Source organism: Bradyrhizobium sp. SRS-191, assembly GCF_024586915.1.
Lineage (GTDB): Bacteria > Pseudomonadota > Alphaproteobacteria > Rhizobiales > Xanthobacteraceae > Bradyrhizobium.
The window spans coordinates 135730-148774 of record NZ_JANBVS010000020.1; the positions used below are offsets into that span (position 1 = coordinate 135730).

The 13045-nt window shown below is 67.2% G+C and carries 10 protein-coding genes; 6 read left to right on the forward strand and 4 right to left on the reverse strand.

From position 1 onward, the window contains the following. Window positions 1–151: 151 nt before the first annotated feature. Both NLR35_RS28410 and NLR35_RS28415 read right to left on the reverse strand, forming a co-directional pair. Window positions 152–1786: an ABC transporter substrate-binding protein gene (locus tag NLR35_RS28410; RefSeq protein ID WP_257169849.1), complete on the reverse strand. Its 1635-nt coding sequence runs from the start codon at window positions 1784–1786 to the stop codon at window positions 152–154. Window positions 1787–2188: 402 nt separating this feature from the next. Then, window positions 2189–2806 (reverse strand): TetR/AcrR family transcriptional regulator, encoded by a 618-nt coding sequence (locus NLR35_RS28415; protein ID WP_257169850.1) that lies wholly within the window; start codon window positions 2804–2806, stop codon window positions 2189–2191. Between the two features lie 103 nt (window positions 2807–2909). Between NLR35_RS28415 and NLR35_RS28420 the strand changes: the two genes are divergently transcribed. The 4 genes from NLR35_RS28420 (at window position 2910) to NLR35_RS28435 (ending at window position 6716) form a co-directional block, all read left to right on the forward strand. Then, entirely contained in the window at window positions 2910–3608 is a 699-nt protein-coding gene (locus tag NLR35_RS28420; protein ID WP_257169851.1) for a PspA/IM30 family protein, read from the forward strand. Window positions 3609–3664: 56 nt separating this feature from the next. Continuing rightward, a complete protein-coding gene (locus NLR35_RS28425; RefSeq protein WP_257169852.1) occupies window positions 3665–3940 on the forward strand; it encodes a YiaA/YiaB family inner membrane protein in 276 nt (91 codons plus the stop codon). 515 nt (window positions 3941–4455) lie between these two features. After that, on the forward strand, window positions 4456–5460 hold the full coding sequence (locus NLR35_RS28430) for a hypothetical protein (protein WP_257169853.1): 1005 nt from the start codon (window positions 4456–4458) through the stop codon (window positions 5458–5460). Beyond that, complete coding sequence (locus tag NLR35_RS28435) at window positions 5460–6716, forward strand: hypothetical protein (protein ID WP_257169860.1); 1257 nt, start codon at window positions 5460–5462, stop codon at window positions 6714–6716. Before NLR35_RS28430 ends, NLR35_RS28435 begins: the two co-directional genes overlap by 1 nt. On the opposite strand, the gene NLR35_RS28440 is transcribed toward NLR35_RS28435, so the two are convergent. Together NLR35_RS28440 and NLR35_RS28445 are read right to left on the reverse strand one after the other, a co-directional pair. Beyond that, the gene (locus tag NLR35_RS28440) at window positions 6652–8232 is read right to left on the reverse strand and encodes a hypothetical protein (RefSeq protein ID WP_257169854.1); all 1581 of its coding nucleotides are present in this window, start codon (window positions 8230–8232) and stop codon (window positions 6652–6654) included. The genes NLR35_RS28435 and NLR35_RS28440 overlap by 65 nt on opposite strands. Window positions 8233–8633: 401 nt before the next feature. Next, entirely contained in the window at window positions 8634–9488 is an 855-nt protein-coding gene (locus NLR35_RS28445; protein ID WP_257169855.1) for an SDR family oxidoreductase, read from the reverse strand. Between the two features lie 247 nt (window positions 9489–9735). On the opposite strand from NLR35_RS28445, the gene NLR35_RS28450 reads away from it, so the two are divergent. Then, complete coding sequence (locus NLR35_RS28450) at window positions 9736–10860, forward strand: alkene reductase (RefSeq protein ID WP_257169861.1); 1125 nt, start codon at window positions 9736–9738, stop codon at window positions 10858–10860. Between the two features lie 214 nt (window positions 10861–11074). Continuing rightward, complete coding sequence (locus NLR35_RS28455) at window positions 11075–12739, forward strand: thiamine pyrophosphate-binding protein (protein WP_257169856.1); 1665 nt, start codon at window positions 11075–11077, stop codon at window positions 12737–12739. Window positions 12740–13045 lie beyond the last annotated feature (306 nt).

Consider the following 13045-nt stretch of genomic DNA (forward strand, 5'->3'; position numbering starts at 1 on the left):
ACTGTGATGACGAGGCCGTGCCGCTCCTAGGAGGAGCGCCACCAGATGGTCACGGACACGGTCTCGATCTTCGTCATGCCGTCCCTATGGCCGAAAGCGCCGCTGAAAGCAACCCGCTCACGCGAGCGCCGCTTCTGCCCTGTGCTCAAGCCTATTCCAGATCGATGGCGTGATACTGGCCGGTCTTGTCGAGTTGCGTTCCCCAGACCTTGTGCAGCGCCTGGTGATCGGACGGACCGAAGCTCACCTTCGATCCGACGCCCAACTCGTAGTTCTGCATCGCTTCGAGGGCGTCGACCAGTGACTCCGTATCGACGGCGGGACCGGCGCGACGCAGGCCCTCGATCAGGATGTTGGCCGTCAGATAGGCCTCCAGCGAAGAGTAGTCGGCCGGCTCGCCCGGGAAATATTTGGCGAGCGCTTTCTTGTAGTTCAGCGTTACGGACGCATAGCCCTCGACCGCCGGCGTGACCTGGGTGCAGATGACGCCGTCGGCATATTTGGGACCGAGCACCGTCAGCTCGCTGGCGAGGCCGGTGCTGCCGACGCCCGAGATCGTCGCATAGATCATGTCCGGATAGAGGTCGCGGGTCTTCTCGATGAACTTCGCCGCGGCGCGGAAGGTCGCCACGAGCACGACGGCCTTGATCCCATGTTTCTGTCGGCGCAGTTGCGCGATGGCGTCGTCGACATTGACGGTGTTGCGGTTGTAGCTCATGCGGAAGACTTCGCCCGTGCCGCCGCGCAGGGTATGCATCGCCTTGCTGACGCCGTCCCATCCGGCGTCGCCATAGGCATCCTGCTGGGTGAGAACGCCGATCTCCTGCGGACGCAGCTTGCGGCTCTTGACGAGGTAGTGCACCAGCGCATGGGCTTCCTCGGCATAGCCGGCCCGGTAGTTGAAGACGTAGCGGTCCGGCGGATCGCGGCGCAGCGACGGGGCTCCGGTGAAGGCGCCGAAATACAGCGCATGATGTTCGAGCGCGTAAGGCACCGAGATCAGCGCGGTCGGGCTGCCGTAATTCTCGACGAAGCCGAACACCTTGTGCTGCTCGTAGAGCTCCTTCATCGCGGTCAAGGTTCGCGCCGGCTCGTAGGCGTCGTCGGCCGTGTAGAGCTTGAGCTGGCGGCCATTCACGCCGCCTTCCTCATTGGCCTGCGCAAATGCGAGGTCGATGCCGAGCTTGAGCTGATGGCCCATCTCTCTGGCCGGCCCCGAAAACGGGGCGGCCATTCCGAAGCTGATCTCCGTGTCGGTGACGCCCTGCACCGGAGGCCGTGTGTTGGCCGGCGGCGCCGCCGCGGCATTGGCCATCCGCGTGTCGAATCTCGGCGTGCGGTCTTCCTCACGCAGCGGCGTGCTCTGGTCCGGCGTGGCCGCAGGGAGGGCGCTCGCAAGCGCTCCGGTCGGGAGATTATCCTGCACGGGCGCTGCGCTCGGCGCCGCTCGGGCCGGCCATGACGGCGCCACGGCTGCGGCGGCAACGTCGGCAGTGCTGTTGGCGGAGAGGGCCGCTGTCCACCGCGCCGGCAGCTTCGTCGCGGCAAATCCGGCCACGCCTGCGGCCACGGCCACGAGCCCGAGGATGCTCAGCAGGCCGACGACATTCCGCTCGCGCGGCGGCGGTGGAACCTGCTGCACGCCGAAGCGGGAGGCGAATTCGGCAGGCGTGGGCCGCTCGTGCTCGTCGCGCCACGGCGGCTCATACATCGGATGCCGGCCGTCCTCGTAGCCAGGCGAGAATGGCGGGTCACGGTCATCATTGGGCGCACGCAAATGTCTCACGATTTCCCCCTTGGCTCGCGCGTCCGGCTTCATTGGATTTTTTTGTTTGGCTCGCGCGGCGCCATACGCTGCAGGATCTGCCGGCCGGTGAAGCTGGCCATGCTCCGACGTCTGCGCATGTCGCACGAACTAACACTCGACATCGAGTGTCAGTGGATCAGTCTCAAGCGGATCAGTCTCAGTGGATCGGCAGTTCCAGATATTGTCTGGAACACGTCCGAACCTCGCCATGATACTGCGAAGCAATGCGGCGGTTGTTTGTTCGCTTCGCTCAATGCGGATCAATCGGGCGAGAGCCGCTGTGGCATCAGCAAGGCGAGACGCGCATGATGTTGGTTGCGGTGTCGGGTCGGCTGGCATCAAGGATGCTGACGGCGCGGTGCGCGCGCCATCAAGCGCGCGTCAGCCGCCGCTCTTCTCATTCGCCACCAGCCCCGCCACCATCGCCCTTACCATGGTCGCGATCTGCTGGCGCAGCAGCGCCAGCGGCACGGCGATCAACTTCTGCTCCAGGCCGAGCGCGACCATGCCGTGAACGGCCGAAAACAGACTGCGGGCAACGATGCTGATGTCGTCGAACGAGCGCTGCGGAAACAGCGCGGCCAACGGCTGATGGATGTGGCGGAACAGGTGCATCTGGTCGGCGACCGCCCAGTCGGGCAGGGGCTTGTCGGCCGGCATGCGATGTTCGAACAGCGCGCGCCAGAGTTCGAGATTGTGGGCGGCGAAGTCGCAGTAGGCGATCGCGATGCGCTCCAGCGCGGCCGCCGGGCCGGGCGGATCGGCGCTCTCGGCCGCCGACAATTCCGCATCGAGTCGCGCCAGCGTGCGTGAGCCGACCATCAGCACCAACTCGTCGACATCCGCCACCAGGTTGTAGACGGCGCCGTTGGCGACGCCGATCTCCTGGGCGAGATCGCGCGTCTTCAGGCCGGCCAGACCCCGCGTCCGGATCATCCGCTCGGCCGCCTCGATCAGGGCCTCACGCTGTTTCACACGTCTTTCCAAGGTTTTAGACATTGTTAACCATAACTCTGAGCGATGCTCAAATTTGCTCTTGAGCGACGCTCAAGATTGCGCTAGAAGATTGCTTATGAGCGATGCTCATAGCAGGGAGTTCACAATGTTCAAGACCGTTCTGACGCTGTTTCGGGGAACCGTTGCCGTTGCGGAGGAGGAGCTGCAGGACCGGACCGCGCTGGTGATCCTGGATCAGCAGATGCGCGATGCGGCCGCGGCCGTCGAGCGCAGCAAGCGCGCGCTGGCGCTGGCCATTGCGCAGGACCAGCAGGAGGGCAGGCGCCTCGAAGCGACGCTGGCCCGCATCACCGACCTCGAGGTGCGCGCCACCGCCGCGCTCGATGGCGGCCGTGAAGATCTGGCCCGCGAGGCCGCGCAGGCGATCGCCGGCCTGGAGGCCGAGCGCGATGCTGCCAAGACAGCGCGGGCGCTGTTCGCCACGGAGATTGCGCGGCTGAAGAAGCATGTGGCGGGGGCCGAGGCCCGCATCGCGGAGCTCGACCGTGGCCGCCGCATCGCCCGCGCCTCGGAAGCCGTGCGCAACCTGCGCCGCGGCGGCATCGAAGCGGCGCGTCCCTACGAATGCACGCTGCCGGAGGCGGAGGCGACTCTGAAGCGGCTGCGCGAGCGGCAGATGGAAGCGCAGGCCGCCGACGAAGCGCTGATGGAGCTCGACGCCGCGACCGGGCCGATTACGACCGCCGAGAAGCTGGCCGAACAGGGCTTCGGTCCGCGCATCAAGACCACCGCCGATGATGTGCTGACGCGCCTGAAGGCCGGCCGCACCGCTCCGGCAAACTGAAGCGACGACTGCTCTCCAACCAATCAACTCATCAACCGACACCATAGGAGCCGACCATGAACCAGAACGTCCAGCCCCACAGCGGTGCCTTCGTCACCTTCACCTACGCCTCGTTCGGCGCGTCCGCCTTTCTCGTCGCGCTCGGCGTGTTCTTCATGCCGATCGATCTCTGGATGAAGGGCTATCTGACGATGGGCATCGTCATGCTGGTGCAGACTTGCGTCACCCTGACCAAGACCCTGCGCGACCGCCACGAAAGCAGCAAGCTCGTCAACCGCATCGAGGACGCCCGCGCCGAGCGCCTGCTGATGGAGGTGTCGAAGGCGGCATGAGGCGTGGTCACTTCGCCTCTTTCTCGTGGAAGGAGAGGCCGGTGCGCGCGGCGGCCCCTCACCCCAACCCTCTCCCCGTGAAGAACGGGGAGAGGGAGCGCAGCCGGCCTGGCCGTAACGAGCGACCCTGGAAGCAGGTTACTCCGTCATGCCCGGGCTTGTCCCGGGCATCCACGTCCTTCTCAGTTTGCCGATCGACGTGGATGGCCGGGACACGCCCGGCCATGACGACGCGGAGAGAGATGAGCGCAAAACTTCGACGTCATATGTGAGCGAACGCAAATCTGCTCACTTGAGCCCGGCTGCGCTCCCTCTCCCCGTTCTTACGGGGAGAGGGGTGGGGTGAGGGGCAGCTACACGGGCAGACTTTGCTGTAATGACCATCGTTCAAGCAGCGTTTACCCTGACGACGGCTTCGCCGCTCGGCGTGAACACGTATTAACGCGGGCGGCGCATATCACGGGAAGGCAGGGCTTCGGCGAGCCATTTGCGTTCGCGCTGGGCGGATGAGGGGAATGAACATCGTCGCAGCCGTCAGGCGCCTTCGTGACAATCTCGGCTTCTGGCTGACCGCGCTGGGCCAGGAGGCGATGGACCTGTCGCTGCGCACGCATGCGGATTTGCGCACGCGCATCGTCGAGAGTCCGGGCACGACGCTGGACGACGCGGCGTTGGCCGCCCTCGTCGCAGATCTCCGCATCATCGCCGGCAAGACGCTGCCCGCGGGGGATCTCACCTACGGTATCTTCTCCGGCCAGCGCGAGGCGCTCGCCCGCGCCATCATCACGCTCGTCTCCGACGCTTCGACCGGCCGGCCGATCGCCTTCAACGCGCTTGCCGTGATGCAGGTGGCGCGCGCCGGCGAGACGCAGGAGGTGGTCCATCTTGGGCTGGTGATGGTCGATCCGGACGCGCGCGGCCAGGGCTTGTCGGGCGTGCTCTACGGCCTGACCACGCTGCTGTTGTTCATCCGCGATGGCTTGCGGCCGAAATGGATCTCCAACGTCACGCAGGTGCCGGCGGTGGCCGGCATGGTGTGCGAGACCTTCTCCGACGTCTATCCGTCGCCGCAGCCGGAGGCGCGGCAGAGTTTTGCTCATCTGGAGCTCGCGCGCGGCATCATGCGGGCGCATCGCGCGGTGTTCGGCGTCGGCGACGAGGCCGGTTTCGACGAGGCGCGCTTCGTCATCACCGATGCCTATACCGGCGGCTCTGATGCGCTGAAGAAGACCTTCGAGGCTGCGCCGAAACATCGCGACGACATCTACAACGGCTTCTGCGCCCGCGAGCTCGACTACGCCAGGGGCGACGACCTGCTGCAGCTCGGCCGCATCGATCTCGCCGCCGCCCGGCGCTATCTCCTGCGCGAAATTCCCTCCGGCTCGCTGCCGGCGCTGCTCGCCACCTCGGCGATGCTGGCGCTGCAGCGGATGATCCTGCCGCTGTTGCATTGGCTTGACGACACCAGGCCGTTCGGCACCTTGCGTCCGCGTCTGCCGTCCGGCGAGGCCGCGCCATGATGCCCGGCGTGGTCGCCGATTCCGTCGTCAATCTCTGCGGCGCCATCGGTCTCGCCGTCGCCGCGGCGATGCTGCACCGGCGCGACCCACGCGGACCGCTGACGGCGCGGCTCGTCGCCCTGCTGGCGCTGGTGGCTTCGCTGTTCCTGCTGCGCGGCATCGCCTGGTGGACGGACAACGCCACGCTCGACCGCATCTCGCTGATCCCCGCGGCGCTGATCCCGCTCGGTGCGCTCGTCGTCACCGAGGGACTGCTGCGCCGGCATGCGCATCGCGGACTGAAGCTGGCCGCGTTGGTCGGCGGCATCGGCCTCGCCCTGGCCGGCGCGCTCGGCCCGGTCGCGTTCGAGAACCATCATACGGCGGTGCTGTCGGCATTCCAGCTCGCCGGCTTTGCGACCTGCGCGTGGCTGCTGCTCCGGCGCGATCGCGCCGGGCTGCTGGCCTGGGAGAACCGCGCCATCGACCGCGTCGCGTTCGGCGCGCTGATCGTCATTCCCTTCATCGTCACCGATTTCCGCGTCCTGGCCCCGGACATGCCGGTGCGGCTCGGCGCCCTCGGCGCGCTGCTCGCGGTGACTGCGATGCTCATCGTCGGCTCCAGCGCCGAGGCGCAGCGTCAGGGCGTGTGGCTGACGTCGTTGCGCATGACGGGCGCGGCCGTGCTCGGCGGGGCCGCGGCGGCATTGTCACCTGAGGTCGATGCGGCGCAATTGATGCGCTTCTGCGCGGTCGCGGTCGCGGGCGTGCTCACGATCGGCCTTCTGGGTGACGCGTTGCGCGCGGTGCTCGAAGCGCGACAGCCCGGCGTGCTCGATTCGATCGGCGCAGCGGCCGCGGCGACCCGCGACGAGCTGATTGCCGAGCTGACGCGCCAGCCGATCTTCGAGAGCGCGCGGCGCTATCGCGAGGCGGAGCTTGCCGCTTTTGATCCGCCGCTGCTGCGCGGCTTTCTCGCCTCACGGCGCGTGCTGCGCCGGGCCGATGCGCCATGGGGATTGGCCGCGAGCGACCCCGCGGTCGAGCGCATGGTGGCGCTGATGGCGGCGCGGCATGCGACGCATGTGATCGTGCTGTCGCCTCAGCCGGTCGATCTCATCGTGCTCGCGGTCTCCGTGATCGCGGCCGATCCGGCCACGGAAACCGCGCTGGCATTGGTCAGGCGCCTGCTGGTGCAGGCGCCTGAAGCAACTACGCCCACATGTGATGATGGGCGTGCTGATGCTGCGACATGTCCAACTGCGGAGGGTCGATGACGGGCGTCTCCGGGACTGCGGTCGCGGCGCCCTGCGAGGACGCGGCCGACGGCAGCATGATCACGTTTGCGGCCGGGGCGGCCATGATCTCCGCGAGCACGGCCGCAGCGTTGGCGTTGCCGCCCGTCGTTGCCAGCACCTGCGCGATCGTGGTGCCGTTGACGTCATAGGCGCCGCCATTGACCGGGATGTTGTTGCCGCCGACATCGGCCGCGTTCTGGTGCATCTGGTCGGCGGCCGCCGCCACCAGCGCCTTGTTGCCGGTCTGGAAGCCCTCGAGGATCTTTGCGATCTCGGCGCCGAGCGTGCTCTGGTCGCCGAGCAGCTCGTTGTCGAAGCGGGCCTGGAAGATGCCGCCCTGCGCCGCGTCGAAATCGGTGACGTCCTTCTTGAACGTCATCAGGTCGGCGGTGACCTTGGCCATCGCCGCGGCGTCGCCGGCATTGACTGCTGCGATCGCCGCCTTGCCGAGCGCATTCGACTGCGCGATGAACATGGCCCAGAAATCGGTCTGCGCCTGGTTGTCCTGATAGGCCGGAGTCGGATTGAGGAAGTCGCCGAACTGGCTCCAGCCGTTGAGGCCGTTCTGCTGCGCCATGTTGGCGAGGTTGGTGTCACCGGCGACGATGTCGATGATGTCCAGGAAGTCGTCGTTGAGCGCGCGGCCGATGTCGACATTCCCGGCCGCGCCGTTGATGTGGGTGTTGACGAGCGCCAGCTGATCGATGATCGCCAGCGCGTGCACGCCGGTCAATCCGCCGAACTGCAGCGGGTTGGCCGCGACCAGCGCGTTGAGGCCCGCGATCAGCGCGTCGACGTCGTCCTGGATGATGCCGGCGTTGCTGTCGTTGACGCCGCCGAGCAGCCGGTTGGCGGCATCGTTGAAGATCAGGCCGAGCTCGGCCAGCGTGTTCTTGGGCGCGGTCGCCGCCGTCACGCCGTCCGGCAGCAGCTGCGGCACCTGCAGGAAGCCGGTGGCCCCGTCGGCATTGGTGGCCTTGCCCGCCAGCGCCGGATCGTTGTTGACGACGTTCAGGATGTCGAGATGCGCATTGCGCAGCGCGGCTTCCGCGGCGGCGATGCTGCCGAACGCGCCGCCGCCGGTCACAGAAGCCATCGCGGCGTCCTGCGCGACGGTGATGTCGGCGAGGATCTTGTTGACGCTGGTGAGCGCCTGGCCGTTGAACTGGCCGGCCGCGACCATCGCCTTCAGCCCATCCTGAATGACGGTGAGATCGCCGGTGTAGTTGTAGACGCTGCCGAGACCCTGGCCGCCTTCGTCGACCACGTTGCGCCACAGCCCGCCTTCGAGGAAGCGCGTGGCGTCGTTGAAGACGATGCCGAGATCGGCGAAGCCGAGCGCGGGTGTCGGCGGCGTGGGGGTCGGCGGGGGCGGTGTCGGCGTGGGAGGCGTCGGCGCCGGCTGGCAATGATGATTGTGATGGTGATGGTGGTGGTGATCGTGATGATGATGGCCGTGGTGACTGTCGTGATGGTGACGGTGATGGCGCGTCATGTCCGATGGTCTCCCCAATGCTGCCTACCCCTGTGGATCAGCCGGAGCTGAACGGCTGCGGCTGATACGGGGGCGGGTGATGGAGATGATCTGCCGCCTGCTTCGTGGCTGCTTCGCGCAAGCTTTGTGGAATGCGTCTGCGTCAGATTGTCGTGCGGCGTGAATGCGGCTGATGTGGCGGACCTGCGACATCTCACCGCTTGACGGCTGCTGCCTTTCCGAGGAGCAGGCGACGTCGCTTGCACCGCAAGTCGTTACTTCACGGCAATGTCAGCCGTGACGATTCGATCGATGAAGCAGAACGTAGGAGCGCGCCGACTGTCTTGCGACGATCCGACGCGCTCGGGAACCCCAGCTCTACGCGGCGGCATCGCAACGCAAGCTGCCGCGGCGTGGCCGGATCATGGCGATTTCTTTACGAACGCCGCGAACGCCTCGCCGTAGTCGGCATGCCAGCGCGACAGCGGAGGCCGGTTCTCGACGATGTCGCCGGCCGCCCACAGGATGCGGCGCTCGTCGAGCGCGCGCGGCACGTCGTTGTCGGGGCATAGGATGTAGAAATCGCCGGCCGCCACGCGCTCGAGCATGAAGTCGACGGTCTGCTCGGGCGTCCACGCTCCGGCCGGCTTCTCGACCCGGCCATTGGCGGTGAGCGGCGTGAACACGAAGCCGGGGATGAACAGATGCGCCGTCACCTGGCAATCCCGCGTGTTGCGCAGCTCGTGCTGCAGCGCCTCGGTGAACGCCTTCACGCCGGCCTTGGAGACGTTGTAGGCGGGATCGCCGGGCGGCGTGGTGATGCCCTGCTTGGAGCCGGTGTTGATGATCAGCGCCGGCTTTGCTTGCGCGATCATGTTGGGGGCGAACACCTGCGAGCCGTGGATGATGCCCCACAGATTGACGCCGATGATGCGCTGCCAATTCTCCGCGGGGCCGAACATTGTGCTGCCCGGCTGGATGCCGGCATTGTTCATCAGCACGTCGACGCGGCCGAACCGCGCGCGCACCGCCGCCTCCAGCGCGACCACGCTGTCGCGGCTGCTGACATCCACCTTGGCCGTCATGACCGCCGCCTCGCCGCGCGTCGCGGCGGCGCCGACCTTGGCGGCCGCATCGCGCAGCCGGGCGTCGTCGAGATCGGCGATGCAGACGTTCATGCCGAGCTCGGCGAAGCGGATGGCGGCGGCAAGGCCGATGCCGGACGCGCCTCCGGTGACGACGGCGGTGTGAGCGGCTGATAGAGCAGGGTGGGGCACGGCGTGTTCTCCGGCTGGATCTTGAGACGGTTGTGTATGACGTCCAAGGGCGGCCGCAAGATCATCCGCGGTCACCGCATGACAGGTCTTCGCGCCTGCAACGCGAGACGCGGGCCTCGGTTGCAGGGGCGTCCGCTTTCGGCATGGAGGGTCTGCTCGTGCGGAGGTCGCGCCGAGATTGCCACCGCCATGTTTTGCGAACAAGATGATCCCAACCGACAATCATAACGACATCCCCGGGGGAGAAATGCTGCCTGCGCTGTTTTCGCCGCTCAAGATCGGTCCCTATCACCTCAAGCATCGCGTCGTGATGGCGCCGCTGACGCGCATGCGCGCCGCGAAGGAGACGCTGGCGCCGCGGCAGCTCAACGTCGACTACTACGCGCAGCGCGCGACCCCGGGCGGCCTGATCATCGCCGAGGCCTCGCCGGTGCTGCCGACGGGCACCGGCAGCCCGAATGTGCCCGGCATCTACAGCGAGGCGCAGGTCGCCGGCTGGAAGCAGGTCGTCGACGCCGTCCACGCCAAGGACGGACTCATTTTCCTGCAGCTCTGGCACGTCGGCCGCGTCTCGCATTCGTCGTTCCAGCCCGGCGGCGCGCTGCCGGTCGCGCCGTCGGCGATTGCGATCGGCGACGATCTCAAGGCGATGACGGCGGAGGGCAAGGGCGCGGCCTATGAGACGCCGCGGGCGCTGGAGACCGACGAGATCCCGGCGCTCGTCGCCGCCTATGGACAGGCCGCGCGCAACGCGATGGCGGCGGGCTTCGACGGCGTCGAGGTGCACGGCGCGAACGGCTACCTGATCGAGCAGTTCCTGCAGACCCGCAGCAACCAGCGCACCGACCGCTATGGCGGCTCCATCGAGAACCGCTGCCGCTTCCTGCTCGAGGTGACGGAAGCCGTGATCGCGGCCTGCGGCGCCGACAAGGTCGGCGTGCGGCTGTCGCCCTATGGCATCGCCAATGGCTCCGGCGAGCCGGATCCGATGCCGCTCTATACGCATGCGATCGAGGCGCTCAACAGGCTCGGCATCGCCTATCTGCATTTGATCGAGCCGCGCTCCTCCGGCGCCGGCCGCGCCGACGTCAACTGGCAGAACGTGCCGTCGGCGCTCGCGCTGTTCCGGCCGATCTGGAACGGCGTTCTGATCGGCGCCGGCGGCTTCACGGGAGAGCCGGCGGAGGTGACTATTGCCGAGGGGGAGGCCGACGCCATCGCCTTCGGCCGCTACTTCATCTCGAACCCTGACCTGCCCGCCCGCCTGCAACACGGCTGGCCGCTGACGCCGTATCATCGGCCCACGTTCTATGGCGGCGAGGAGAAGGGCTACACGGATTATCCGGCGTATGACGCGACGGTGAACGCGTAGCGCCCGCGCTCTCTCCACCGTCATTGCGAGGAGCGCCGCAAATTGGAATGCAAGCCGTGTGCTGGTCTACCTCCACGTCGTCATGCCCGGGCTCGTCCCGGGCATCCACGTCCATCCACGCTTGCCGACCGACGTGGATGGCCGGGACAAGCCCGGCCATGACGCGGTGAGGCTTGCGATAACAAATTAGGCTGCGTTGCTCGGAGGAAACCTGATGAAGAACCGCGTCACCGGACGCTCGGCCTTCCTCGCGCTGCTCAAGGATGAGGGCATCACGCATCTGTTCGGCAATCCCGGCACGACCGAGTTGCCGGTCATGCATGCGCTGAAGGACCATCCCGATCTCACCTACGTCATGGCGATGCAGGAGAGCCTGGTGGTGGCGATCGCCGACGGCTTCAGCCGCGCGTCCGGCCGGCTCGTCGCCTGCAACGTCCATGTCGCGCCCGGCCTCGGCAATGCGATGGGTGCGCTCTACAACGCGCAGTTCACGGGCACGCCGATGATCCTCACCGCCGGCCAGCAGGAGCAGGGCCACGGCCTGATGGAGCCGCTACTCTATGGCCCACTGGTGCGCATGGCCGAGCCGCTGGTGAAATGGGCGGTGGAGGTGAACAGGCTGGAGGACCTGCCGCGCATCGTCAGGCGCGCGGCGAAGGTCGCGACGACGCCGCCGACGGGGCCGGTGTTCATCTCGCTGCCCGGCGACATCCTCAACGCCGAGGCCGGCATCGAGCTCGGCCGCTCCACGCGCGTCGATGCCCGCGTACAGCCGTCCGCGGACGCGCTGCAGGGCCTGGCGGAGCGCATCCTCAAGGCGCAGCGGCCGGTGATCATCACCGGCGACGAGATCGTCAAGAGTGATGCGCTGCGGGAAGCCGCCGACTTCGCCTCGGTGCTTGGGGCTCCCGTGCATCAGCAGTCCGCGCCCTATGGCTCGCATTTCCTCTCCGAACATCCCTGCTACATCGGCTCGCTGTCGCGAACACAGAAGCAGGTCCGCGACCTCCTGGCGCCGCACGATCTCCTGATCGTGCTCGGCGCCGATCCGCTGCGGATGTCGGTCCACAGCGAGACCCTGCCGCTGCCCGACGGCCTGCCGATCATGCAGATCGGTCTCGTCGATTGGGAGCTCGGCAAGAATTTCGGCGCGGAGATCGCGCTCAAGGCCGACGTCCGCGAAACGCTCCGGCAGTTGACGCCGCTGCTGCGCGAGCGCGGCGGCGCGCCGCTACAGGCCACGGCGCAGGCGGGCATCGCGGAGCTGGCCTCGAAGAACTGGACCGCGCGGCGCCGAACGCTGACCGCGCAGATCGAGACGGCAGGCGAGAAGACGCCGATCGATCCCGACTACCTGGCGCTGCAGGTGGCACAAGCGATGCCCGAACACGGCATCCTCGTCGACGAGGGCCTCACTTCCGGTCGCTACATGACGGCGCTATGGCCGTATCGCGACCGCTACAACTATCACGGCCTCGCCTCCGGCGGCATCGGCTGGGGCCTGCCGGCCTCGGTCGGCGTCAGCCTCGCCAATCCCGATCGCCCCGTGGTGTGCTACTCCGGCGACGGCAGCGCGATGTATTCGATCCAGGCGCTGTGGACCGCCGCGCACCACAAGCTGCCGCTCTCGATCGTCATCGTCAACAATGGCGGCTACCGCATCATCAAGCAGCGGCTGCTGTCGTTCCACGGCGATGACAACTACATCGGGATGGATTTTGTCGATCCGCCGGTGGACTTTGCGGGATTGGCGCGATCCCTCGGCTGCGAGGCGCTGCGCGTCAGCGATCCCCGTGAGCTCAAGCCGGTGCTGTCGGAGGCCTTCCGGCGGCCGGGAACGAAGCTGATCGAGGTGATGGTCAGCAACGCGGTGAATTGAGCATCTCGGCCTCATGGTTCGAGACGCGCCGCGCGCGTGCAGCTTGCGCGAGCGCCAACCGACGGGCGCGGCGCTCCTCACCATGAGGGTCAAAAGTCGCGGGCGGCACTGTACACTGACCATGAACACGTTGGCGGCGTGTTCATGGAGAGCAACCATTTGGAGAAGCTGGAAACCAAACAGCCTCGCGGCGGGCACGACAGCCATGACTGTGCCCTCGCCCCTTGTGGGAGAGGGCATGTACGCTGGAGCCGCGGACTCGGTTGGGTGAGGGGTCTGTCTCAACGAGCGGCACTCGCGGAGAGA

Excerpts from the sequence above, each read along its gene's own strand:
- NLR35_RS28420 (WP_257169851.1), top strand. The coding sequence starts at position 2,910 with ATGTTCAAGACCGTTCTGACGCTGTTTCGGGGAACCGTTGCCGTTGCG.
- NLR35_RS28430 (WP_257169853.1), top strand. The coding sequence starts at position 4,456 with ATGAACATCGTCGCAGCCGTCAGGCGCCTTCGTGACAATCTCGGCTTC.
- NLR35_RS28435 (WP_257169860.1), top strand. The coding sequence starts at position 5,460 with ATGCCCGGCGTGGTCGCCGATTCCGTCGTCAATCTCTGCGGCGCCATC.
- NLR35_RS28455 (WP_257169856.1), top strand. The coding sequence starts at position 11,075 with ATGAAGAACCGCGTCACCGGACGCTCGGCCTTCCTCGCGCTGCTCAAG.
- NLR35_RS28440 (WP_257169854.1), bottom strand. The coding sequence starts at position 8,232 with ATGACGCGCCATCACCGTCACCATCACGACAGTCACCACGGCCATCAT.
- NLR35_RS28425 (WP_257169852.1), top strand. The coding sequence starts at position 3,665 with ATGAACCAGAACGTCCAGCCCCACAGCGGTGCCTTCGTCACCTTCACC.
- NLR35_RS28415 (WP_257169850.1), bottom strand. The coding sequence starts at position 2,806 with ATGTCTAAAACCTTGGAAAGACGTGTGAAACAGCGTGAGGCCCTGATC.
- NLR35_RS28450 (WP_257169861.1), top strand. The coding sequence starts at position 9,736 with ATGCTGCCTGCGCTGTTTTCGCCGCTCAAGATCGGTCCCTATCACCTC.